Origin of the sequence: Paraburkholderia sabiae, assembly GCF_030412785.1 — a bacterium.
Taxonomy (GTDB): Bacteria; Pseudomonadota; Gammaproteobacteria; order Burkholderiales; family Burkholderiaceae; genus Paraburkholderia; species Paraburkholderia sabiae.
This window is the reverse complement of record NZ_CP125295.1, coordinates 1,028,181-1,051,336: the sequence shown is the minus strand read 5'-3', so window position 1 is coordinate 1,051,336 and position 23,156 is coordinate 1,028,181. Positions and strand designations below refer to the sequence as shown.

The following is a 23,156-nucleotide window of genomic DNA, read 5'->3' as shown; positions in this document are numbered from 1 at the left end:
CTTTAACCAATCGTCAGGTCGCCGGCGCGGTTGCGCTGCCCGGCTTCACTTCCGTACCCGGGCTGCTGCCGCCCGAAGCATCACCCGGCGACGGCGTGCTCTTCGGCGAACGCGGCGGACGACCAGCCATGATGTCGTTGATCTGATCGGCGTCGATCGTTTCCCACTCCATCAGCGCGGCGGTCATCGCTTCGACCTTGTCGCGGTTCTCGTCGAGCAGGCGCTTCGCGAGGCTGTACTGCTCGTCCAGCACGCGACGGATTTCCGCATCCACCTTCTGCTGCGTCGCTTCCGAAATCGTCCGCGTGAAACCACGGCCGAACGGCGACTGATCGTTTTCGTCGTCGACGTAGACCATCGGCCCCAACGCGTCCGTCATGCCGAAGCGCGCCACCATCGCGCGAGCCGTCGACGTCGCCTTGTTGAAGTCGTCTGAAGCGCCTGTGCTGATCAGGTTCAGGAACAGCTCTTCAGCAACACGGCCGCCGAACAGGATGGCCAGACGGTCGAGCAGATAGTCCTTCGAATACGTTTCGTTGTCATGCTCCGGCAACTGCCACGTCACGCCCAGCGCGCGGCCGCGCGGGATGATCGTGACCTTGTGAACCGGATCGGCCTTCGGCAACAGCTTCGCGATCACCGCGTGGCCCGACTCGTGATAAGCCGTCGCACGTTTTGCGTCTTCGCGGATCACGGCCGACTTGCGCTCCGGACCCATGAAGATCTTGTCCTTTGCGTCCTCGAAGTCCTGCATTTCGACGATGCGCTTACCGCGGCGCGCAGCAAACAGCGCTGCTTCGTTCACGAGGTTCGCGAGGTCAGCACCCGAGAAGCCCGGCGTGCCACGCGCGATCACCGCAGCATCGACGTCGTTAGCGATCGGCACCTTGCGCAGATGCACCTTCATGATGTGCTCGCGGCCACGGATATCCGGCAGACCGACGTACACCTGACGGTCGAAACGGCCCGGACGCAGCAGCGCCTTGTCGAGCACGTCCGAACGGTTCGTCGCAGCGATCACGATCACACCCGAGTTCGCCTCGAAGCCGTCCATTTCGACGAGCATCTGGTTCAGCGTCTGTTCGCGCTCATCGTTACCGCCGCCCATGCCAGCGCCGCGATGACGGCCGACCGCGTCGATTTCGTCGATGAACACGATGCAGGGCGCGTGCTTCTTCGCCTGTTCGAACATGTCACGAACGCGAGCCGCACCGACACCGACGAACATTTCGACAAAGTCCGAACCCGAGATGCTGAAGAACGGCACTTTCGCTTCGCCTGCGATGGCGCGCGCGAGCAGCGTCTTACCGGTTCCCGGCGGGCCGACCAGCAGCACGCCGCGTGGAATGCGACCGCCCAGCTTCTGGAACTTCTGCGGATCGCGCAGGAAGTCGACCAGTTCAGACACTTCTTCCTTGGCCTCGTCGCAGCCCGCGACGTCCGAGAAGTTGATCGCGTTGTTGTTCTCATCGATCAGACGCGCACGGGATTTACCGAACGAGAAGGCCCCGCCTTTCCCGCCCCCCTGCATCTGTCTCATCATGTAGAACCAGAATCCGATAATCAGGATGGTTGGCCCGAGGTAGTACAACGCGGACACCAGCGCATTCGGCTCGTCGTCAGCCTTGCCGCTGACCTGGACGCCATACTTCATCAGATCGCCGACCATCCAGATGTCGCCCGGCGACACGATCTGATACTTCTGACCGTCGGCCGGCGTCACCGTCAGGTTGCGCCCCTGCACGATCACGCTCTTGACCTTGCCGCTCTTCGCGTCATCCATGAACTGCGAATAGGAAACGCCTTCCTGGACACGGGGCTTGTCGAACTGCTTGAACACCGTAAACAGCACCAGTGCGATAACCAGCCACACTGCTGCTTTCGAAAACATGTTGTTGTTCAAAGCACCACTCCTTCACTCATAGACAAGCGCCTACATTTGCCTTGCGGCACCACTCAGGCATTCTAATCCAGTCCGAAGACCCCTGCCATAAGCATTCGCTACCGCATAAATAGCGTACCGCGCAACCTCAGCGCTCTTATTTTCCGGCGTGCCGGAAATGCGGGCTCACATATCACTGCACCCGGTTCAACGGGGCCGCTTCAGGTGCTTCCCGAGAATGAACGTCTCGGACGACTTGTCCCGGGACGCCTTCGGTTTGCGCGCGGCCACCGTCTTAAACTGATGCTTGAACTTTTCGACAATCTGGCTGTAACCGCTGCCGTGAAAGCATTTGACTAAAAGGGCACCATCGGGTTTCAGGTGGTTTTGGGAAAACTCCAGCGCGAGATCGCACACATGCTCGATTCGCGCAGCGTCCGCCACCGCCACTCCTGACAGGTTGGGCGCCATATCCGAAATTACAAGATCGACATCGCGGTCTCCGACAACTTCTTCCAGTTGTTCGAGAACACTGTCTTCGCGGAAGTCGCCCTGAATGAAATGGACGTCGGCGATCGGCTCCATCGGCAGGAGGTCGAGCGCAATGATCGTGCCGTCGATCCCGCCCTCGCGCTGCGAATCGCGGTTCTTGCCGTGCGCCAGCTTGTTGCGCACGTACTGGCTCCAGCTGCCGGGCGCCGCGCCGAGATCCACGATGACCTGGCCTGCGCGGATCAGCTTGTCCTGTTCGTCGATTTCCTTCAGCTTGTAGGCGGCGCGGGCGCGATAACCCTCCCGCTGCGCCATTTTCACGTACGGATCGTTGATGTGGTCGTGCAGCCACGACGTGTTGAACTTGTTTTTTGCCATTAAACGTTGAAGTCTTGCTACGAGATGCCGCGCTTTTAGCGGATAATACGCGTTTAATTCGCGTGGCTGCAGCCAAAGGCCGCGCTCCGCGCTGTGGTTCTGCTTGCAGTCCACGCCGACGTCGCACTTTCTGCCAGCGTCGTATTTGCCGTCCGCGGTTTTCTAACTTTTCGCGCGCCGCCTGCCATATGGCCGGATCGACCGATCCCTGCTCGCAGGCGTCGCCATTTTAGTCGAGTCTTCCACTTCACATGCCCGCCCTCAAAATCTCTTCCGAACAACGCGCCGATTTGCGCTCTCAGGCTCACGCGCTCAAGCCGGTCGTGATCATCGGCGCCGAAGGGTTGACCGACGCCGTGCTGGCCGAAATCAAGGTCCACCTGAAAGCGCATCAGCTGATCAAGATCCGCGTGTTCGGCGACGAACGCGAAGAGCGTATCGCGATCTACGACGAAATCTGCGATCGCCTGAATGCCGCGCCGATCCAGCATATCGGCAAGCTGCTCGTGATCTGGAAGCCGGAAAAGGCCGCGACCGAACGCGCTCCGGCAGCGAAGGCTGGCGCAAAACCCGCGGCTAAACGCGGTGCGCTGCCGAGCGCCCGTGAAGCTGCGGAGGAACCGTCGTCGAAGGGACGCGCGCCCCGCGTCGTGAAGGTCGTCAAGCCCTCGGACAATCCGACGCGCCGTCCGAAAGCGCAAAAAATGCTGGTGCGCGGCAACGAGCGCGTCACGGCGGGCGGCAACATCAAGCGAGCCAAGAAGCGGCAGACCAGCGCGAAGCGCTCGCATCAGACGTCGAAGTAACACGAGAACGGCGCGGAACACCTGTTTGATCTGTGGACCGCGCCAGTCGATGAGAAACGCTGCTTTATGCGGCGATCTGCCGCGCTGCTGACGTCAGAGAGTCCAATCCCGGACCACTGGCCATTACGCCGAGCCGTTACCCGGCTGTCCTACCGGCGACGCGCCCCGCGCCCTGCTCCACCGGAATACCGGCTCCCGCCGGCAACTTCCACACGAGCACGATACCCAGCAGGCTTTCAATCAGATAGAACACGCTCGACACGCCGTGCAGCATGCCAAAGCGGCTCGCATAAACGGAGTGGCCGACATCCGTGCCCGCTTCCTGCGCGGCGATGCGCAGCGCATTCATAAACGGCTGCAACGCAAAGTAGCCGACCAGCACACACACCAGCATGCCGGCGATCAGCCAGCGCAGACGCCGATACGCGTCGCCGCCGCGTCGCACCAGCACGTTGCACAGCGCGAGCAGCAGCACGCCGCACACCACGCCGATCACGCCCTCGATCCGAAACAGCTGCGCCGCGACCGCGCCCGCCGTCATCCGGTCGAGCGATGTAAACAGTACGGGCGCCACCGCATAGCCGATGGTCAGCAGACTGCCGACCCACACGACTGTCAGCAGGCGGAACAGACGATGCGGCATCGAAGACACGAGATTCGCCTTAGATATAACGGACCGCGATGATTTCGTACTCGCGCACGCCGCCCGGCGCCTGCACCGATGCGACATCGCCTTCTGACTTGCCGATCAGCGCGCGCGCGATCGGCGAGCTGACGGAGATCAGGCCGTGCTCGAGATCGGCTTCATCGTCGCCGACGATTTGATAGGTAACCGAATTACCCGAATCCAGATCTTCCAGATCGACGGTCGCGGCAAACACGACGCGGCCGTCTGCGTCGAGCGCAGAGGGATCGATGACCTGCGCGGCAGCCAGCTTCGATTCGATCTCGGCGATACGGCCTTCGATAAAGCCCTGCTTCTCTTTCGCAGCGTCGTACTCGGCGTTTTCCGACAGATCGCCTTGGGCACGCGCTTCCGCGATGGAATTGATGACCGAAGGACGCTCAACCGATTTCAAACGCTGCAATTCGTCGCGCAGCTGATCTGCACCGCGCTTCGTCAATGGAATAGTGCTCATAAACAACTCTTTGGCAAATAACAGCCACAAAAAAAATCACCGCGGTTAAGTGCATCCCGCATGGTGCGCAAATGTGGCACGAAGCCCGATCTGACACCTTTGGGACGCCGCTTAACCGCGGCACTTACGTCTTGGACAGAAATCTGAAGCCTTAGTTTAGGCGACCGTGGAGTCCTTGTAAATCATAGACTTCCAGGTCCTTCAGATAACGCAAACCTTCAACGGCGGCACGCGCGCCCGACATCGTCGTGTAGTACGTGACCTTCTGCGCCTGCGCGCTCATGCGGATCGAGCGCGAATCGGCGATGGCAGCGCGCGTTTCGTCGACGGTCGTGAAGACCAGCGCGATCTCGCCGTTCTTGATCATGTCGACGATGTGCGGACGGCCGTCCTTCACCTTGTTCACGACCTTCACGGGAACACCCGCCGCTTCGATCGCGGCCGCCGTGCCCTTCGTCGCGACGAGCGGATAGCCGAGCTCATGCAACATGCGTGCGACTTCGACGGCCTTCGGCTTGTCGGCATCCATCACGGTCAACAGCACCGTCCCCGATTCCGGCAGACGCGAACCCGCCGCGAGCTGCGACTTGAAGAGTGCTTCGCCGAACGTTTGGCCAACGCCCATCACTTCGCCCGTCGAGCGCATTTCCGGTCCGAGCACGGGGTCGACAGCCGGGAACTTGACGAACGGGAACACTGCTTCCTTCACGCTGAAGTACGGCGGAATCACTTCCTTCGTCACACCCTGCTGCGCGAGCTTCTGGCCGACCATCGCGCGCGCCGCGATCTTCGCGAGCGGCAGGCTCGTCGCCTTCGACACGTACGGCACCGTACGCGACGCACGCGGATTCACTTCGAGCACGTAGATGATGTCCTGCTTCGAGCCGTCCGCCTGCGGCACCTGCTGGATCGCGAACTGCACGTTCATCAGGCCGATCACGTTCAGCGCCTTCGCCATCGCGCCCGTCTGACGCTTGAGTTCAGCGACGGTTTCCTGCGACAGCGAGTACGGCGGCAGCGAGCACGCCGAGTCGCCCGAGTGCACGCCTGCCTGCTCGATGTGCTCCATCACGCCGCCGATGAACACCGTGTCGCCGTCCGAGATACAGTCGACGTCGCACTCGATTGCGTCGTTCAGGAAACGGTCGAGCAGCACGGGCGAATCGTTCGATACCTTCACGGCCTCACGCATATAGCGCTCGAGGTCGCGCGGTTCGTGAACGATTTCCATCGCGCGGCCGCCCAGCACGTACGACGGACGCACGACGAGCGGATAGCCGATTTCGTCGGCGAGCTTCAGCGCTTCGTCTTCCGCACGCGCGGTGCGGTTAGGCGGCTGGCGCAGATTCAGGTCTTGCAGCAGCTTCTGGAAACGCTCGCGGTCTTCCGCGGCGTCGATCATGTCCGGCGACGTGCCGACGATAGGCACACCGTTCGCTTCGAGATCGAGCGCGAGCTTCAGCGGCGTCTGGCCGCCGTACTGGACGATCACGCCGAGCGGCTTTTCCTTGTCGACGATTTCGAGCACGTCTTCGAGCGTCAGCGGCTCGAAGTACAGACGGTCCGACGTATCGTAGTCGGTCGAAACGGTTTCAGGGTTGCAGTTGACCATGATCGTTTCGTAGCCGTCTTCGCGCATCGCGAGCGCGGCGTGCACGCAGCAGTAGTCGAACTCGATGCCCTGGCCGATCCGGTTCGGGCCGCCGCCCAGCACCATGATCTTCTTGTTGTTCGTCGGGTTGGCTTCGCACTCTTCCTCGTAGGTCGAGTACATGTAGGCCGTCTTCGTCGCGAACTCGGCGGCGCAGGTGTCGACGCGCTTGTAGACGGGGCGCACGTTCAGTTCGATACGGCGCTTGCGCACATCCGGACCCTTTACGCCGAGCAATTTGCCGAGGCGGCGATCCGAGAAGCCGCTCTGCTTCAGATACAGCAGCTCTTCCTTCGTGAGGCTCGCGAGCGTGCGACCTTCGAGCGCCTTTTCCTTGCGGATGATCTCTTCGATCTGCGCGAGGAACCACGGATCGATTGCCGTTTCCTCGAAGATTTCCTGTTGCGTGAGACCGAGACGGAACGCGTCGCCGACGTACCAGATACGGTCCGGGCCAGCTTCGCCGATCTCGCGGATCACTTCGTCGCGGCTCGTGGTCTTTTCATCCAGACCGTCGACGCCGACTTCGAGACCGCGCAGCGCCTTCTGGAACGACTCCTGGAACGTGCGGCCAATCGCCATCACTTCGCCGACCGACTTCATCTGTGTGGTCAGGCGCGGATCGGCTTCGCGGAATTTCTCGAATGCGAAGCGCGGAATCTTCGTGACAACGTAGTCGATGGTCGGTTCGAACGAAGCCGGCGTCTGGCCGCCCGTGATTTCGTTCTTGAGTTCGTCCAGCGTGTAGCCGACGGCGAGCTTCGCCGCGACCTTCGCGATCGGGAAGCCCGTCGCCTTCGACGCGAGCGCCGACGAACGCGACACGCGCGGGTTCATTTCGATCACGATCATCCGGCCGTCGACGGGGTTGATCGAGAACTGGACGTTCGAGCCGCCCGTGTCAACGCCGATCTCGCGCAGCACCGCGAGCGATGCGTTACGCAGGATCTGGTATTCCTTGTCGGTGAGCGTCTGCGCCGGTGCGACGGTGATCGAGTCGCCCGTATGGATACCCATCGGGTCGAGGTTTTCAATCGAGCACACGATGATGCAGTTGTCCTTTTTATCGCGGACGACCTCCATCTCGTACTCTTTCCAGCCGAGCAGCGATTCTTCGATCAGCAGTTCGCGCGTCGGCGACAGATCGAGACCGCGCTTGCAGATCTCTTCGAATTCTTCGCGGTTGTACGCGATGCCGCCGCCCGAACCGCCGAGCGTGAACGACGGACGGATCACGATGGGATAACCGCTGCCGCCCGTGAACGTCGCGATTTCCGCGTGAACGGCCATCGCTTCGTCCATCGAATGCGCGATGCCCGACTTGGCCGAGCCGAGCCCGATCTTCGTCATCGCGTCCTTGAACTTCTGGCGGTCTTCGGCCTTGTCGATGGCTTCCGGCGATGCGCCGATCAGTTCGACGTTGTACTTCTCCAGCACGCCGTGGTGATGCAGATCGAGCGCGCAGTTCAGCGCGGTCTGGCCGCCCATCGTCGGCAGGATCGCGTCGGGGCGCTCCTTCGCGATGATGCGCTCCACCACTTCCCACGTGATCGGCTCGATGTACGTGACGTCGGCCGTGTTCGGGTCGGTCATGATCGTCGCCGGATTGCTGTTGACGAGGATGACCTTGTAGCCTTCTTCACGCAGCGCCTTGCACGCCTGCGCGCCCGAGTAGTCGAACTCGCACGCCTGGCCGATGATGATCGGACCCGCGCCGATGATGAGAATGCTCTTAATGTCTGTCCGCTTGGGCATAACGCTCTCGCTAATGTATTCCTGAGTTCTTACCGTTGGCGCGTCGCGGTGTGCCGTTCGGTCTTGCCCAGATGGGCCCACCGAACGGCGTCGCGGTGCGCGCCGTGTTCCCGCCGCTATTCGCGAGCTACGCTTATGCCGCTGCCGACTTGTTGCCCTTCGCCTGATCCATCAACGCGGTGAAGCGGTCGAACAGATAAGCGATGTCGTGCGGACCGGGCGACGCTTCCGGGTGGCCCTGAAAGCAGAAAGCCGGCTTGTCCGTCAGCGCGAAGCCCTGCAGCGTGCCGTCGAACAGCGACACATGCGTGACCTTCGCGTTAGCAGGCAGCGTGTCGGCGTCGACCGCGAAGCCGTGGTTCTGCGACGTGATGACGACGCGGCCGTCTTCCAGATCCTTCACAGGATGGTTCGCGCCGTGGTGACCCGTCTTCATCTTCATCGTCTTCGCGCCGACGGCGAGACCCATGATCTGATGGCCGAGGCAGATGCCAAACGTGGGAATGCCGCGCTCGATGAATTCTTTGGTCGCCGCGATCGCGTAATCGCAAGGCTCGGGATCGCCGGGGCCGTTCGACAGGAACACGCCGTCCGGGTTGAGCGCGAGCGCATCGGCAGCCGTGGACTGCGCGGGCAGCACGGTCACGTGGCAACCGCGTTCGGCCAGCATGCGCAGGATGTTGTACTTCACGCCGTAATCGAACGCGACAACACGGTAGCGCGGCGTGTTCTGCATGCCGTAGCCGCTACCCAGACGCCATTCCGTCTGCTTCCATTCGTACGGCTTTTGCGTCGACACGACCTTCGCGAGGTCCATGCCTGCGAGGCCGGGGAACGAGCGCGCGAGTTCGATTGCCTTCGCTTCGTCATCCGAGCCTGCGAGAATCGCGCCGTTCTGCGCACCCTTGTCGCGCAGCACGCGCGTCAGCTTGCGGGTATCGATGCCGGCGATGGCGACGACGCCTTCGGCTTTCAGGTAGTCCGGGAGCGAGCGCTCCATGCGGAAGTTCGACGCGAGAATGGGCAGATCACGGATGATCAGGCCGGCGGCATGGACTTTCGTAGCTTCGACGTCTTCGGCGTTCACACCGACGTTGCCGATGTGCGGATACGTCAACGTGACGATCTGGCGCGCGTAGCTGGGGTCGGTCAGGATTTCCTGATAACCGGTGATGGCGGTATTGAAGACGACTTCACCGATCGTATGACCGGGCGCGCCGATCGAGTAACCACGAAAGACCGTGCCGTCGGCGAGCGCGAGCAGAGCGGGAGAAAATGACGGCAACACGGGAGACTCCTTGGGGGAGCACCCTGTTGCCGACCTGTCTATCCGACCGTGCGGGCCGCGTCAGGCGCATCTGAGGATGCGCGCGCAGGCTCGCTCGCGTTGTCGCTGTTCGCGGGAATCGCATCGGGCCTCGCGGAGTTCGCAGTCGGCCCATTGTGTAGGCGGACTGGCTGGTTGCGGCCCGCTGGCGACGGTAGCCGGAGTATTCACGAAGATACGACCGGAACTACAACGAAACGCGGCGGATGAACGGTGTGGGAGAGGTAGGCGCTAGGGTGCGGGTTGATAAGCTCAAACCTTGAAATTATAGCCTGAAATGACCCTTCTCTCCAAATCCGAGATGGGTCGGCGCTGCGCTAACAGGGTTCGACCAGGCGACTGCGGCGCTACCAGCATGCCGCAACCACAACCTTCACAGCCCTTTTGCGCCTTATCAGGATACGCCCGTCAACTTACGGTTGATGCTCGGCGTGAACCCGCGCGGGGTCTTTGGCGAGCACGCGACTCGGCAGCACATACCAGACCGCGCTCGCCAGCTGCAGCGCGACGAGAATGCCCCAGGCCGTCAGATGCGCGGCGGCCGGATAGTGACCGTCGACGGGCGTCCAGCGCGACAGCACGGCGCCGACGCCGATCTGGAAACCGAAAATCAGCATGAAGATGATCAGCGTCAGCGTCGTATTGGCGCGGCCGATCAGATGCGGAGGAAAGTGGCGCGCAAGCACCGCATAGCTGAGGATCCCGACGCCGCCGAAAATCCCGTAAGCCGCCCACAGCAATCCCGCCGGCAGCGGCGCGCGCAGCATGATCAGCAACTGAGTGATGACGAACAGCGCCATGCCGACGCCGCAAAACGCATACAGCGACAGCCCGCGCCGCTCCATGCTGCGCGCCGCCGCGCCGAAGCCGACGCAGCCGGCCATCATCGCGAAACCCAGCACGGATACGAACGCGGCCGCCTCGTGCGATCCGAAACCCGACACGTCGCGCAGCCAGGCGCCGACCCACAGCGACTGCATCGCGTAAAAGACGCCTTGCGTGACGACCGAGAACGACGCGATCTTCCAGAACGCCGCGCTGCGCAGGATGTGCCACGTACCCTTGAACTGGCCGACGAGGTTGGCCTGATGACGCGTCTCCTGCTTTTCGGGCGCGAATACCCAGAGCATCGCTGCGACCACGATCGTCAGGACGACGAGCGCAAAACAGACGGCACGCCAGCTCGCGAAGGTCAGCACCCAGGTCAACGGCGAGCCGACCACGACACCGCCCAGACCGCCGACAGCCATCACCAGGCCGTTGATCAGCGGCAGACGCGCCGCCGGAAAATGCTGCGCGAGCGCCTTGAACGCGCCGCCGAGGCACACCGACACACCGACGCCGATCAGCAGCCGCCCCACCATCATCATGCCGACGCCGTGCGCCGCGCCGAACACGCCGATGCCGGCCGCGGCGAACAGCAGCATGCCCGCCGTCACACGCCGCGAACCGTAGTGGTCTAGCAGGACGCCGGCAGGCAACTGCGCGCCCGCGAAACCGAGAAAGTAGAGACTGGTCAGGAGACCGAGATCGGCAGCCGACAAGCCGAGTTCATGGGTGATCAGCGGCGCAAAACCGAGATTCACGCCGCGAAAGACGTACGAGACGAAGTAACCGGCGGAGAACAGCAGGAAGACACGGAGCGGCGTCGAGAACATGGGGCATCGGCAGGAAGGCCCGGCGGGCACGAGGGTGAACGATAACGGAATCGTGTCCATCGTGGCGCCAAGACCGCGTCTCGCGTACGGAGAACGTCAGCGGAAAAACGAAGCCGGAAATGAAAAACGCCGTCACGTGAAGTGACGGCGTTCTGGAAATCGAGGAAAGATCGGAGCGCACTTCATGCGCTGCCCCCGCAACGCATGTTCGGTCATCCTCGGGACAGCCGCTGTTGTTTACTTGCCCTTCTTCGCGTTGGCCGATACCTTATGGCGGCTACCGGAATCGGCCTTCGACGCCTTGCCGGCCGCTTCCGTCGAAACCTTCGTCACCTTGCCTTTTGCGGCAGCAGGCTTGGCCTTCTCGACCGGTTCCGACACTTTCACCACGCCCGAGTGGCCGCGGCCTCGTTTCTTATCGTAGCGCGATTCGGAACGGGTGTCTGCGACCTGAGCGCTCGCCTTCTCTACGCCGCCACCGACGGGGACCGTCGCCAGCTTCTGCGGACCCGGCTCGCTCGGCATTGCCTTGCCGACGGGCACGTGCAGCACGACGACCTGCCCCGGCATCACCATGTCGCGCTTCGTCCGGTTCCACGCCTTCAACTGACCGATCGAGACATCGTAGCGATCGGCGAGCAGCGCCATCGACTGCTTGCGGCGCACGCGAATCAGCATCTTGCGCGTGTCGGGCACGTCCGGCTCCATCGCGAGCACGGCACCTTCGGCGACGTCCGCGCTGATGTCTTCGTCGTCGTCATCGGCGCGCGGCACGACGATCGTCGAGCCCGGCTTCAGACGCATGCCCGCCGGAATCTTGTTCACGGCCATCAGCGTGTCGGCGTCGACACCGATCTTTTCGGCGATCGCGGCGGGACGGCTGCGCTCGGTGACCGTGTAGGTCGTCCACGACGACAGCGAACCCGTGTACGACTTCAGATTGCGTTCGAAGGCGCTAGCGTTGTCGAACGGCAACAGAATCTGCGGCTGCGTCGCGCCAAGAATGACCGGCTTCTTGAACGACGGATTCAGCGAGCGGAATTCGTCGGGCGTCATGTTCGCGAGCTTCGCCGCCGTGTCGACGTCGATGTCGTGCGACGTCGTCACCGTCACGAAGTACGGGTGATTCGGAATGGACGGCAGCGTGAGCCCGAAGACCTGCGGGTTCGTCACAATGTTCTTGACCGCCTGCAGCTTGGGCACGTAGTTGCGCGTTTCCATCGGCATGCGCAGGCTCTGGTAGTCCGTCGGAAGACCGGCTGCCTCGTTACGCGCGATGGCGCGCTGCACGTTGCCCTCACCCCAGTTGTACGCGGCGAGCGCCAGATACCAGTCGCCGAACATATCGTGCAGACGCGACAGATAGTCGAGCGCGGCGCTGGTCGACGCGAGCACGTCGCGGCGCTCGTCCTGCCACATGTTCTGCTTGAGGTTGTACGTGCGACCCGTGCCCGGCACGAACTGCCACATGCCCGCTGCCTTCGCGACCGACAGCGCCTGCGGGTTGTACGCGGATTCGATGAACGGCAACAGCGCCAGCTCCGTCGGCATATGGCGCGCTTCGAGTTCTTCGACGATGTGATACAGGTACTTCTGCGACCGTTCGGTCATGCGCTGGACGTAGTCCGGGCGCTGCGCGTACCAGTTCGCCTGCATGTCGACGAGGTCGCTCTGCAGGTCAGGCATCTGAAAACCACGGCGGATACGGCCCCAGAGATCACTGTCCTGACTCGTCAACTGATCGACGGAACCCTGGTCGACGTTGATGGTTTCTTTGGCGGTGGCTGTCTTGCGAAGGGCGTCGGCTACGGCTTGCTGGTTAGCAGGATTGGAAGCAGTGGAAAGGCTAGTCGTCGTAGGTCCCTGGCTCGCGCAGGCGGCGAGCGTCAGGACCAACAACGCGCAAAAGATAAATCTCATGAACGTCTCGGCTTCCAAAGGGGCTGGAATTTGCAGCCGATAGTACGAAAGTGCGCCGTTTCCGTCAATCAGAAAGATGTGAAAAAGTCTGCGAAATCCTAGGCTTGGCGTTTCTTTCTACGATTCGGATGAGCATGCCCCCATGCTCCGAGCGGTTAGCGGAACCTGTTCTTCCACTCCCGCATCAATGTGAAAGCGGCCAGCCGGTCCGGCACCGATTCATGCAACTGGTCCGCGAGCGCCGCCTGCACGGACGCCTCGCCCGCGCGCAGGAACGGGTTGACGGCGCGTTCATGGGCGATCGTGGTGGGCAGCGTCGGGACCTGGCGCGCGCGCAGCGCAGTCGCTTCGTCGCGCCAGGCTTGCAGCTTTGCGTTGTCCGGCTCGCAGGCAAGCGCGAAGCGGATATTCGACAGCGTGTACTCGTGCGCGCAGTGAACTTCCGTATCGCCGGGCAACGCGGCGAGCGAGTCCAGCGAGGTCAGCATCTGGGCGGGCGTCCCTTCGAACAGCCGGCCGCAGCCACAGGCGAACAGCGTGTCGCCGCAAAACACGTGCGGCGTGCCGCGCAGATCGGCGGCCTGGAAGTACGCGATATGGCCGCTCGTATGACCGGGCACGTCGAGGATCGTGAAATCGAGCGAAGGTGCAGCGATGTGCACCGTGTCGCCTTGCTGGAGACGCACCGTCAGCCAGGGAATCGTCTCGCCGGCGGGCCCATAGACGGGTAAATCCCGAGGCACATCCTGGCCATTCAGCAGATCGGCCACTCCGCCGACGTGGTCGGCGTGATGGTGCGTGAGTAAAATAGCGCTCAGCCGCCATCCCCGTTCTGACAGATACGCCTTCACCGGGGCGGCGTCGCCCGGATCGACGACGACGGCATGATGGCCATCCGACACGACCCAGATGTAATTGTCATCAAACGCCGGGACGGGCACGTACTCGAGCGAATTCATAGGCGACGCATTCTTCAACATGTCTGACCGATCGATTATAGACTGGCCTGCCTGGACCACCTCCCCGCCCGGACGCTATGTGCTGGAGTGGGAGCAGGCGCAGCTCGACCGCGTCGTGTCCGACGTCTTCGGCTATCACGCGCTGCAACTGGGCCTGCCGCAACTCGACGCGCTGCGCGAAAACCGCATGCCGTGCCGCGGTCTCGTGCTCGATGCCGAGAGCGGCGCGAGTGCACCGTACACGTTCCCGCGCGGCGTCGCGGGCGGCCTGCCCGAGCGTCATGCGCCGGCTGGACGCAGCGCCGTCTGGTGCGACCTGCTCGACTTGCCGTTCGAGGCGCAGAGCGTCGATCTGATCGTGATGCCTCACACGCTCGAATTCACACGCGATCCGCACCGGCTGTTGCGCGAAGCCGAGCGAGTGCTGATGCCCGAAGGCCAGCTGATCATCCTCGGCTTCAATTCGCTGTCGCTGTGGGGCGCGCGGCAATCGGTCGGCAAGGTCGCGGGAAAGCCGTTCGTGCCCGCCGCGCATGACCTGATCGCGTTCACCCGCCTGAAAGACTGGATCAAGCTGCTCGGTTTCGACCTTGAACGCGGACGCTTCGGCTGCTATCGTCCGCCCCTCGTCGGCGAAAAATGGCTGTCCCGCTATCAGTTCATGGAAGCCGCGGGCGACCGCTGGTGGCCGATCTTCGGCGCCGTCTACATGGTCACGGCGATCAAGCGCGTGCGCGGCATGCGCCTCGTCGGACCGCTGAAAGTGAAGAAACCCGTGCTGGCCGCCGGCCTCGCGCCCGCCGCCACACCCAATACCCGCAACAAGACCCAATGAGTTCTGATCTGATCGAAATCTTCACCGACGGTGCCTGCAAAGGTAATCCCGGCCCCGGCGGCTGGGGCGCGCTGTTGCGCTACGGCACGCAGGAAAAAGAACTGTTCGGCGGCGAAGCGAACACGACCAACAACCGGATGGAACTGATGGCCGTGATCGCCGCGCTCGAAGCACTGAAGCGTCCGTGCAAGGCGGTCGTGCACACCGATTCGCAATATGTGCAGAAAGGCATCAGCGAATGGATTCACGGCTGGAAGAAAAAAGGCTGGGTGACGGCCGCCAAGGCGCCCGTCAAGAACGCCGACCTCTGGAAGCGACTCGACGCGCTCACGCAGCAGCATGAACTGGAGTGGCGCTGGGTCAAAGGTCACGCGGGCCATCCGGAGAACGAGCGCGCGGATGCGCTCGCGAATCGCGGCGTAGCATCGCTGGCGGATCTCTGACGGGATTCGCGCGGCCCGGCCGCAACGAGCACCCCTTTCTTCTCACGCATCAACACAGGCAGGCAACACCGACATGCGCCAAATCATCCTCGATACGGAAACGACAGGACTGAACGCGAGAACGGGCGACCGCATTATCGAAATCGGCTGCGTCGAGCTGGTGAACCGCCGGCTGACGGGCAACAACCTGCACTTCTATGTGAACCCGGAGCGCGACAGCGATCCGGGCGCACTGGCCGTCCACGGCCTGACGACGGAATTCCTGAGCGACAAACCCAAGTTCGCCGAAATCGCCAACGAGCTGCGCGACTTCCTGCAGGACGCGGAACTCATCATCCACAACGCGCCTTTCGATATCGGCTTTCTCGACGCCGAGTTCGCGCTGCTCGGCCTGCCGCCCTTCTCGAAACATTGCGGCGAGGTGATCGACACGCTGGTGCGCGCGAAGTCGATGTTCCCAGGCAAGCGCAATTCGCTCGACGCGCTGTGCGACCGCTTCGGCATCAGCAACGCGCACCGCACGCTGCACGGCGCGTTGCTCGACTCGGAACTGCTCGCCGAGGTGTACCTCGCGATGACGCGCGGCCAGGAAAGCCTCGTGATCGACATGATCGGCGAAGCGGCCGGCGGCGAAGCGGGCGGCACGCAGCGCGTGAAGCTCGACACGCTCGAACTCGTCGTGCTGGCCGCATCGGACGATGAGCTCTCCGAGCATGAAGCGTTGCTCGATGGTCTGGACAAAGCGTTGAAGGGAACGAGCGTGTGGCGCACGCAACCAGTCGCCGAAAATGCGTCCGCAAACGCCGATGCGCAAATTGCTTAAAAAGTACTTGTCGAAGTCTAAAAGAGCTGACATAATGCACAGCTCTTCGGGTGGTTAGCTCAGCGGTAGAGCACTGCCTTCACACGGCAGGGGTCACTGGTTCGATCCCAGTACTACCCACCAAATTCGAAGAAAAGAAGGCCCGGACGGAAACGGTCGGGCCTTTTTCTTTTCCGGCTCCGTTTCATCGCTTTAGCGTGCGGCTTGAGCTTTGACGGCTTGCTCGATCGTTGCACGTGCAATCACACATGTACGCGCGTGCGCTGCGCGCGAAGCCCTTCGCTCACGACGCGCCCGCTCCAATCCCACGCGCCATCCCCGACGCGGCGAACACCATCACGACGAGCAGAATCGACTGCCAGTGACCAATGCGCGCGAACTTACCAGCGCGCGAGATATCCGGCGTCTCACCATTTCTCACGGCGATGCGCCAGCGGATCAGCGACATCATCGGCGCGATCTCGAAGATCAGGATCAGCACGAGCGCCGCCATCTTCAAATGAAACAGCGGCTCGTGCAGATAATAGTCGGCGCCCTTCTCGAAGCCTCCGAACACGCGCATCAAACCCGTGACAATCAGGATGACGGCCGTGATGCCCCAGACGTTGTCCGCGAGAAACACGCGTGGCAAGTCGCCCGGACTCCTGAGACGACGCAGTCCACGCGTGCGCCCGATAATCGCCGCGAGCGCGAAACCGTAACCGAGCAGATGGACAGCGGCCAGCAACCAGCGGATCAGCATGGACTTCTCCATGATCGATGAAAGCGGTCGGTGTTTCGCAGCGAAGGGAAACGGGCGCGCGTGCTGCGCCCGGAGAAACTCAGGCCTGCCGCAGATTCGCGTCCAGGGCACGCGCTGCCACGCGATCGCCTTCCGTCGAAAGCGGCGTCCTGAACACCGTCTGCCGGTTATGGCCGGCGGCGGCAGGCGAATCCCACATCAGTTCGACTTTCGGACGCCGCAGCAAGCCGCCGACGCCGGCGCGCTCCAATGTTGCATGACCGTTCGAAATGGGCGGCACGGTTGCCGGTTGCGCACCCGACAGATCGACGGCACGAGCGATGCCCGCCGCGCGCTGCGCCCCCTCCTGCCAGCGCAGCGACAGTTCGCGCGCATCGTACTGACCGAGCTTGCGGCTTTCGGCCCAGACGACAGCCGTGCGCGTGACGGCATCGATCGAAATGGCGAACCGGCCGATCGCAAAGCGGCGCGCCGCGGTATTCGTGCGCCACAGCGCGCGCGGTCGGCAGATCCATACGACGACGGCGTACAGCGTCGGCGCGGCGATCAGCCAGCCGTTCGTCGCCGCGACGGCGTTGAACGCACGGCGCCAGCCGGCCGCCCAGACGAACGCTCCGACGGACCAGACCGCGAACAGCAGACAGAGGAAAGCGAACAGACGCAGCGCCTGACGCAGCCACTGCGGCAACGGATGAAACGGCCGCTCGGCACGCGCTTTCGCGCCAGGCAGGAAGATCAGCAGAAACAGGAAGACGAGGTTTATGCACGCCCACGGCGACGAGGCCATCGCCTGCAGCGCGGTAAGCGGGTCCATCTCGCCCATCGAGAATACCCAACGAGCCAGGATCACGAGACCAATGGCGCGAAGCGCGAACATCGTGCCGGCGCCGGGCGCCGCGCTCGCACGCATCTGTTTCGTTCTCGCCAAAGCAATCTCCTCGTATGGACCGGCTGCGCCGGATTTGCGGCACGGCCATTATAGGGATATTACGGATTCGTCTCACGGTTGCCGGACCGCGAAAACACACTTTCCGCGCATTCCGCGCGCCATTCACGTCGACGTGCTGCGCAAATGCAACAACGCCCCGCATGTTCGACACATGCGGGGCGTTGCCGGGACATCGTAGCGACCGCGCCGGGGGCGCAGTCTTCGATGAAAAGATCAGCCTGCGTTGACTTCGCGCAGCACCGTGCGGCGCTTCGCGCGCAGCAGTTCTTCGTACGTGTTCAGGTAGTTCTGCGCCATCACCTTCGACGAGAAGCGTTCTTCGAACGCCTTGCGGACGCCTGCGCGCGGCAGTTGGTCCAGACGCTTGAGGGCTGCGACCGCGCTGATTTCGTCTTCGACGACAAAGCCCGACACGCCGTTCTCGATCACTTCCGGCACCGAGCCGCGCTTGAACGCGATCACGGGCGTGCCGCAAGCCATTGCTTCGATCATCACCAGACCGAAGGGCTCCGGCCAGTCGATCGGGAACACCAGCGCATGCGCGTTGCCGAGGAACTCACGCTTTTCGGCTTCGCCGATTTCGCCGATGTACTCGACGTGCGGCAGCGCCATCAGCGGCTTGATCACTTCTTCGTAGTAGGCGCGGTCGGCCTTGTCGATCTTTGCAGCGACCTTCAGCTTCATGCCTGCCTGGCCGGCGATGCGGATCGCGCGGTCGAGACCCTTCTCCGGCGACACGCGGCCGAGGAATGCGAGGTAGCCCGGTTCGACGTTGGGGATCGGCGTGAGGACGTTTTCCGGCAGACCGTGATACACGGTCGACAGCCAGTTGGCCTGTTGCAGCGGCTGACGCTGGTTGTCCGAGATCGATACGACGGGCACGTCGCTGAACGTGTTGAACACGGGCTGCAGTTCGGGCAGGTCGAGACGGCCGTGCATCGTCGTCAGGAACGGCACCGGCTGGCGCGCGAACAGCGAGAACGGGTAGTAGTCGATGTGGAAATGCAGCACGTCGAACTCTTCCGCACGGCGGCGCACTTCTTCGAGCAGCAGCATGTGCGGCGCCATCACGTCGCGGATCGTCGGGTCAAGACGCAAAGCTTGCGGCCAGAAGGCTTCAAGCTTCGCCGAGGTTTGCGAATCGCCACTCGCAAAGAGCGTTACGTCATGTCCCAACTCGACCAGCGCTTCCGTCAGGTAGGACACGACGCGTTCCGTTCCGCCATAGAGCTTGGGAGGAACCGCCTCGTGCAAGGGAGCGATTTGAGCGATTCGCATAGTGGAAAACTCCTCGTAAAAAATCAGGCAAAAAGACTGCAGTTTGGAAAAAGCGACTTCGCTTGCTCGCCAGGGCGCTCGGTTCGGCATGCAGCTTGAAGCCGCACCGGCACGAGCCTGATTCTTTCGAGAAATTCCTGCGATGGATCGCTTGGTAAGGCGCCAGCTTGGGTCAATGTCAAAGACTGTGCTCATGCCGTAAACGCGGCTGATGAACGGACGTTGACAAACTGTCAGATATTTCCTGACGCGACCGAGCACGCATTATCAATGCCTGCATGGCGGACCGGCTCCCACATTTCAAAGTCTTTACGTTGTTACAAACGCGAAACACTCTGCAAACCCTTGTTTTCTCAAGGCGTTCTACATTGGGAACCCTGCATCGGGCGCTGGCGCCACAAGCCGATTGTCGACGGTCCGAGAACCTGACTGCGCTTGTAAGACCGATCTGTCGGTCTGGATTGCGCCGGCTGCGTATGCAATCTGTAATTATATCCTGAAAAAACACGCCTTTGGCGTGAACCACTTGGCCCGACGCGGGTCAAGCGTGGAAACCTTACCGGCATCGTGTCGCGAAAATAATCGCGCCCTCATTGGCCGTCCCGCCATGCGAAATGGCTTTTGCATGTTTACAATGCGAGTCCTACGCTGGTGTTACGGGCCGTTCCCAGGCACAACCGTTGCACGACCTGAACCCGATTCAGACCGTCTCAAACCGACCGATCAAACGAACAATTGGAACATCTGACCATTGCCCAGCGAAACGCCCATAACGCAAAGCTCGCGAGCTATGCGAACCGGCCGCTTGCGTTCCTCTTCCGCTTTATTCGCCGCCATCCGGTCGCTCATCTGATCGTGCTGGGCAGCGTATTCGCGGCCGTGGGCTGTGCACTCGCTTCGCAGTACGCGATCAAGCATCTGATCGACGTACTGGGCGCAGGCCGTCATCATCCGGGGCCGCTATGGGGCGCATTCGCGATCCTCGTCGGCCTGATTGCGGCCGATAACCTGCTATGGCGTGTCGGCGGCTGGGTCGCCGCGCATACGTTCGTGGCCGTCACGGGCGACTTGCGCAAGGATCTCTTCCAGTACCTGACGGGCCATTCGCCGACCTATTACGCGGAGAAGCAGCCGGGCACGCTGGCCAGCCGGATCACGGCAACCTCGAACGCCGTCTACACGGCCGAAAACACGACTGCGTGGAACGTGTTGCCGCCCTGCATCGCGGTCGCGGGCGCGATCGTGATGATCATCACCGTCAATCCGCTGATGGCGCTCGGCCTGCTGTCCTGCTCGGCGATTCTCTCCGTCGTGCTGTTCAAGCTCGCGGGCCGCGGTTCCGCGCGTCACCACAACTTCGCGACCAGGGCGGCCGCTGTCGACGGCGAACTCGTCGACGTGATCGGCAACATGGGCCTCGTGCGCGCGTTCGGCATGACGTTTCGCGAGCAGAAGCGTTTCAGCGCGACCGTGAAGTCGGAGATGGTCGCGCGCCAGCAAAGCCTGCTGTACCTCGAAAAGCTGCGTCTGTTGCACGCCGTCATCACGGCGCTGCTGTCGGCGGGTCTGCTCGGCTGGGCGCTGTGGCTGTGGGATCAAGGCAAGGCGACGTCCGGCGATATCGTGCTGGTCAGCTCGCTCGGCTTCACGATCCTGCACGGCACGCGCGATCTGGCCGTCGCGCTCGTCGACGTGACGCAGCACGTTGCGCGTCTCGCCGAAGCCGTGAAGACGCTGCTCGAGCCGCACGGCATGCCCGATCGCAATGACGCCACGGAACTCGTGCCGCAAGGCGGCCGCGTCACGTTCGACAAAGTCACGTTCGCGTATCCGAAACGCCGCGCGATTCTCGATCACTTTGATCTCGACATTCCCGCCGGCCAGCGCGTCGGCCTGATCGGCAAGTCGGGCGCGGGCAAGTCGACCGTGCTCGCGCTGCTGCAACGCTTCTACGAAACGCAGGGTGGACGCATCCTGATCGACGGCCAGGACATCGGCACCATCACGCAGGACAGCCTGCGTCACACGATCGCGCTGGTGCCGCAGGACATTTCGCTGCTGCACCGTACCGTCTACGAGAACATCGCCTACGGACGTCCTGAAGCGACGCGCGACGAAGTCCTCGCCGCCGCGCGCGACGCCCGCTGCACGGACTTCATCGAAGCGATGCCGGAAGGTTTCGATACGATCGTCGGCGATCGCGGCGTGAAGCTGTCGGGCGGTCAGCGCCAGCGCATCGCAATCGCGCGCGCGATCCTCAAGAACGCGCCGATCCTGCTGCTCGACGAAGCAACCTCCGCGCTCGATAGCGCCTCCGAGGAAGCGATCCAGAAGGCGCTCGACCGGCTGATGGTCGGCCGCACGGTGATCGCGATCGCGCACCGTCTGTCGACGCTGCACAACTTCGATCGCATCATCGTGATGAGCGCGGGCAAGGTTATCGACGACGGCAGCCCCGAAGAATTGCGCAATCGTCCGGGTCTGTATCGCGATCTGCTCTCCAAGCAGTTCGGCAAGCATTCGACGCTGCACGTCGGAGGCAAGAAGCTCGACGAACAGCACGTCGCGTAACGTGTTGGCTCCGGCCTGAACGCGTCGGCAAACAAAAAAGCCGCTTCGAAATCGAAGCGGCTTTTTTTATCGGCGTGCGCGTAGGATTTTCACCCTTCCGCAGTTTCCTTCACCGACTGTGCAGACGCATCGGGCATACGCTGCAAGTCGCGCATGAAGTTGTCGCGCCACACCGACACGTTGTTCTCGCGTAGCTGCGCCATCATGTCGACGTAGCGCGCCTTGCGTTCAGCGAGTTGCATCGACAGCGCCGTGCCGAGCGCATCGGCCATGCCGTCGATGTCGACGGGATTGACGATCAGCGCGCCCGTCAGCTCCTGCGCGGCTCCCGCGAAGCGCGACAGCACCAGCACGCCGGGATCTTCGGGGTCCTGCGCCGACACATACTCTTTCGCGACGAGATTCATGCCGTCGCGCAGCGGCGTCACATAACCCACGTGCGCGGTGCGGAACAGTGCAGCGAGCACGGGCCGCTCGTACTGTCGATGGATATAGCGGATCGGCGTCCAGTCGAGTTCCGCGAAGCGCCCGTTGATGCGCCCCGACTCGCCTTCCAGCTGCAGACGGATTTCCTGATATGCGTGCAGATCGGAACGCGTCGGCGGCGCAATCTGCAGGAACGACACCTTGTCGCGATACGAAGGCGAATGTTCCAGCAGCCGCTCGAACGCGCGAAAACGCTCGACCAATCCCTTCGAGTAATCGAGGCGGTCCACGCTCATGATCAGCTTGCGCGCGTGCAGCGTCGCCTCGATCGTGCGCACAGGCTTGTCGCTCTCGCCCGCTTTCGCCAGTTCGGCGATCTCGTCCGGATACACCCCGATCGGATACGCCGCCGCGCGCAGCGTGCGGCCGAATGCGTGCACGACCGTCGGCGTTTGTACATGCGTCGTTGCTTCGACGGAGCCATCCGCCTCGTTGACGATGTAATCGCAGAACGCGCGCAGATCGGGCTTCGTCTGGAAGCCGAGCAGATCGAACGAACAGAGCGCTTCGACGAGCGCGCGATGCGGCGGCACGGCCAGCAGCACCTGCGCCGCCGGAAACGGGATGTGCAGGAAGAAGCCGATGCGGTTCTTCACGCCCGCCGCGCGCAGCGCCTGCGCGAACGGAATCAGGTGATAGTCGTGAACCCAGATCACATCGTCTTCGCGCAGCAGCGGCACCAGCTGCTGCGCGAGCCACGTGTTCACGCGGCAATAGCCTTCGAAATCGTGCCGGTCGAACTGCAGCAGATCCGGCCGATAGTGGAACGCGGGCCACAGCGTCGCGTTCGAGAAGCCGCGGTAGTACTGGTCGTAGTCGCGGCGCACGAGACCGATGGTCGCGAACGTCACGGGGCCGCGCTCTTCGACCTTCATCTGCGGCTGGCCCGAGCCGAGCACATCGCCGCTCCAGCCGAACCACATGCCGCCCGTTTCCTTCAATGCGTCGTACACGCCGACGGCCAGGCCGCCCGCCGCCGGGCCGCCTTCCGAGATCGGCGCGACGCGGTTCGATACGATGATCAATCGGCTCATGTGGCGTGATTTCCGTGCTGAATGAAGG

The 23,156-nt window shown here is 62.7% G+C and carries 18 protein-coding genes and 1 tRNA gene; 6 read left to right on the top strand and 13 right to left on the bottom strand.

All coding sequences use genetic code 11. The features are described 5' to 3' along the window. Positions 1-13 precede the first annotated feature (13 nt). Complete coding sequence (ftsH, locus tag QEN71_RS04805) at positions 14-1,903, bottom strand: ATP-dependent zinc metalloprotease FtsH (protein ID WP_012400287.1); 1,890 nt, start codon at positions 1,901-1,903, stop codon at positions 14-16. A 186-nt stretch (positions 1,904-2,089) separates the two neighbouring features. Continuing rightward, positions 2,090-2,752: an RlmE family RNA methyltransferase gene (locus QEN71_RS04800; RefSeq protein ID WP_201658096.1), complete on the bottom strand. Its 663-nt coding sequence runs from the start codon at positions 2,750-2,752 to the stop codon at positions 2,090-2,092. A 251-nt stretch (positions 2,753-3,003) separates the two neighbouring features. Between QEN71_RS04800 and QEN71_RS04795 the strand changes: the two genes are divergently transcribed. Beyond that, complete coding sequence (locus tag QEN71_RS04795; RefSeq protein WP_201658099.1) at positions 3,004-3,558, top strand: YhbY family RNA-binding protein; 555 nt, start codon at positions 3,004-3,006, stop codon at positions 3,556-3,558. Positions 3,559-3,694: 136 nt separating this feature from the next. Here QEN71_RS04795 and QEN71_RS04790 read toward each other — a convergent pair whose 3' ends face one another. The 7 genes from QEN71_RS04790 to gloB form a co-directional block, all read right to left on the bottom strand. Next, positions 3,695-4,201 (bottom strand): DUF4149 domain-containing protein, encoded by a 507-nt coding sequence (locus QEN71_RS04790; protein ID WP_201658169.1) that lies wholly within the window; start codon positions 4,199-4,201, stop codon positions 3,695-3,697. Between the two features lie 19 nt (positions 4,202-4,220). After that, positions 4,221-4,697 (bottom strand): transcription elongation factor GreA, encoded by a 477-nt coding sequence (gene greA / locus QEN71_RS04785; protein WP_201658102.1) that lies wholly within the window; start codon positions 4,695-4,697, stop codon positions 4,221-4,223. Between the two features lie 151 nt (positions 4,698-4,848). Further along, a complete protein-coding gene (carB, locus tag QEN71_RS04780; protein ID WP_201658105.1) occupies positions 4,849-8,103 on the bottom strand; it encodes a carbamoyl-phosphate synthase large subunit in 3,255 nt (1,084 codons plus the stop codon). 133 nt (positions 8,104-8,236) lie between these two features. Then, the gene (gene carA, locus QEN71_RS04775; RefSeq protein WP_201658108.1) at positions 8,237-9,391 is read right to left on the bottom strand and encodes a glutamine-hydrolyzing carbamoyl-phosphate synthase small subunit; all 1,155 of its coding nucleotides are present in this window, start codon (positions 9,389-9,391) and stop codon (positions 8,237-8,239) included. Between the two features lie 452 nt (positions 9,392-9,843). Further along, positions 9,844-11,088, bottom strand: a complete 1,245-nt coding sequence (locus tag QEN71_RS04770) for an MFS transporter (protein ID WP_201658110.1) — start codon at positions 11,086-11,088, stop codon at positions 9,844-9,846. Positions 11,089-11,325: 237 nt separating this feature from the next. Further along, positions 11,326-13,008 carry a transglycosylase SLT domain-containing protein gene (locus QEN71_RS04765; protein WP_201658113.1) on the bottom strand — a complete coding sequence of 561 codons (1,683 nt, stop codon included), beginning with the start codon at positions 13,006-13,008 and terminating at the stop codon, positions 11,326-11,328. Between the two features lie 155 nt (positions 13,009-13,163). Further along, the gene (gloB, locus tag QEN71_RS04760; protein ID WP_201658116.1) at positions 13,164-13,967 is read right to left on the bottom strand and encodes a hydroxyacylglutathione hydrolase; all 804 of its coding nucleotides are present in this window, start codon (positions 13,965-13,967) and stop codon (positions 13,164-13,166) included. 19 nt (positions 13,968-13,986) lie between these two features. On the opposite strand from gloB, the gene QEN71_RS04755 reads away from it, so the two are divergent. The 4 genes from QEN71_RS04755 (at position 13,987) to QEN71_RS04740 (ending at position 16,191) form a co-directional block, all read left to right on the top strand. Further along, on the top strand, positions 13,987-14,802 hold the full coding sequence (locus tag QEN71_RS04755) for a class I SAM-dependent methyltransferase (protein WP_201658119.1): 816 nt from the start codon (positions 13,987-13,989) through the stop codon (positions 14,800-14,802). Continuing rightward, the gene (gene rnhA / locus QEN71_RS04750) at positions 14,799-15,245 is read left to right on the top strand and encodes a ribonuclease HI (protein WP_201658122.1); all 447 of its coding nucleotides are present in this window, start codon (positions 14,799-14,801) and stop codon (positions 15,243-15,245) included. The genes QEN71_RS04755 and rnhA overlap by 4 nt, the downstream gene beginning before the upstream one ends. A gap of 73 nt (positions 15,246-15,318) precedes the next feature. Then, positions 15,319-16,068, top strand: a complete 750-nt coding sequence (gene dnaQ / locus QEN71_RS04745; RefSeq protein ID WP_201658125.1) for a DNA polymerase III subunit epsilon — start codon at positions 15,319-15,321, stop codon at positions 16,066-16,068. A gap of 48 nt (positions 16,069-16,116) precedes the next feature. Then, positions 16,117-16,191: transfer RNA gene (locus QEN71_RS04740), tRNA-Val, on the top strand. A 160-nt stretch (positions 16,192-16,351) separates the two neighbouring features. Here the strand turns inward: QEN71_RS04740 and QEN71_RS04735 are convergent. The 3 genes from QEN71_RS04735 to QEN71_RS04725 form a co-directional block, all read right to left on the bottom strand. After that, positions 16,352-16,810, bottom strand: a complete 459-nt coding sequence (locus QEN71_RS04735; protein ID WP_201658128.1) for a DUF2214 family protein — start codon at positions 16,808-16,810, stop codon at positions 16,352-16,354. Between the two features lie 79 nt (positions 16,811-16,889). Further along, a complete protein-coding gene (locus QEN71_RS04730; RefSeq protein ID WP_201658131.1) occupies positions 16,890-17,738 on the bottom strand; it encodes a hypothetical protein in 849 nt (282 codons plus the stop codon). Positions 17,739-17,972: 234 nt separating this feature from the next. Continuing rightward, the gene (locus QEN71_RS04725; RefSeq protein ID WP_201658134.1) at positions 17,973-19,037 is read right to left on the bottom strand and encodes a glycosyltransferase family 4 protein; all 1,065 of its coding nucleotides are present in this window, start codon (positions 19,035-19,037) and stop codon (positions 17,973-17,975) included. 735 nt (positions 19,038-19,772) lie between these two features. On the opposite strand from QEN71_RS04725, the gene QEN71_RS04720 reads away from it, so the two are divergent. Further along, a complete protein-coding gene (locus tag QEN71_RS04720) occupies positions 19,773-21,608 on the top strand; it encodes an ABC transporter ATP-binding protein (RefSeq protein ID WP_201658137.1) in 1,836 nt (611 codons plus the stop codon). Between the two features lie 89 nt (positions 21,609-21,697). On the opposite strand, the gene otsA is transcribed toward QEN71_RS04720, so the two are convergent. Next, positions 21,698-23,128, bottom strand: a complete 1,431-nt coding sequence (gene otsA, locus QEN71_RS04715) for an alpha,alpha-trehalose-phosphate synthase (UDP-forming) (protein ID WP_201658140.1) — start codon at positions 23,126-23,128, stop codon at positions 21,698-21,700. Positions 23,129-23,156 lie beyond the last annotated feature (28 nt).

Bases quoted from the DNA above. Each gene is read 5' to 3' on its own strand.
- greA (WP_201658102.1), bottom strand. From the start codon at position 4,697: ATGAGCACTATTCCATTGACGAAGCGCGGTGCAGATCAGCTGCGCGAC.
- QEN71_RS04765 (WP_201658113.1), bottom strand. From the start codon at position 13,008: ATGAGATTTATCTTTTGCGCGTTGTTGGTCCTGACGCTCGCCGCCTGC.
- QEN71_RS04790 (WP_201658169.1), bottom strand. From the start codon at position 4,201: ATGCCGCATCGTCTGTTCCGCCTGCTGACAGTCGTGTGGGTCGGCAGT.
- QEN71_RS04755 (WP_201658119.1), top strand. From the start codon at position 13,987: ATGTCTGACCGATCGATTATAGACTGGCCTGCCTGGACCACCTCCCCG.
- rnhA (WP_201658122.1), top strand. From the start codon at position 14,799: ATGAGTTCTGATCTGATCGAAATCTTCACCGACGGTGCCTGCAAAGGT.
- gloB (WP_201658116.1), bottom strand. From the start codon at position 13,967: ATGAATTCGCTCGAGTACGTGCCCGTCCCGGCGTTTGATGACAATTAC.
- dnaQ (WP_201658125.1), top strand. From the start codon at position 15,319: ATGCGCCAAATCATCCTCGATACGGAAACGACAGGACTGAACGCGAGA.
- QEN71_RS04795 (WP_201658099.1), top strand. From the start codon at position 3,004: ATGCCCGCCCTCAAAATCTCTTCCGAACAACGCGCCGATTTGCGCTCT.
- otsA (WP_201658140.1), bottom strand. From the start codon at position 23,128: ATGAGCCGATTGATCATCGTATCGAACCGCGTCGCGCCGATCTCGGAA.
- QEN71_RS04735 (WP_201658128.1), bottom strand. From the start codon at position 16,810: ATGCTGATCCGCTGGTTGCTGGCCGCTGTCCATCTGCTCGGTTACGGT.
- QEN71_RS04725 (WP_201658134.1), bottom strand. From the start codon at position 19,037: ATGCGAATCGCTCAAATCGCTCCCTTGCACGAGGCGGTTCCTCCCAAG.
- QEN71_RS04770 (WP_201658110.1), bottom strand. From the start codon at position 11,088: ATGTTCTCGACGCCGCTCCGTGTCTTCCTGCTGTTCTCCGCCGGTTAC.
- QEN71_RS04800 (WP_201658096.1), bottom strand. From the start codon at position 2,752: ATGGCAAAAAACAAGTTCAACACGTCGTGGCTGCACGACCACATCAAC.
- carB (WP_201658105.1), bottom strand. From the start codon at position 8,103: ATGCCCAAGCGGACAGACATTAAGAGCATTCTCATCATCGGCGCGGGT.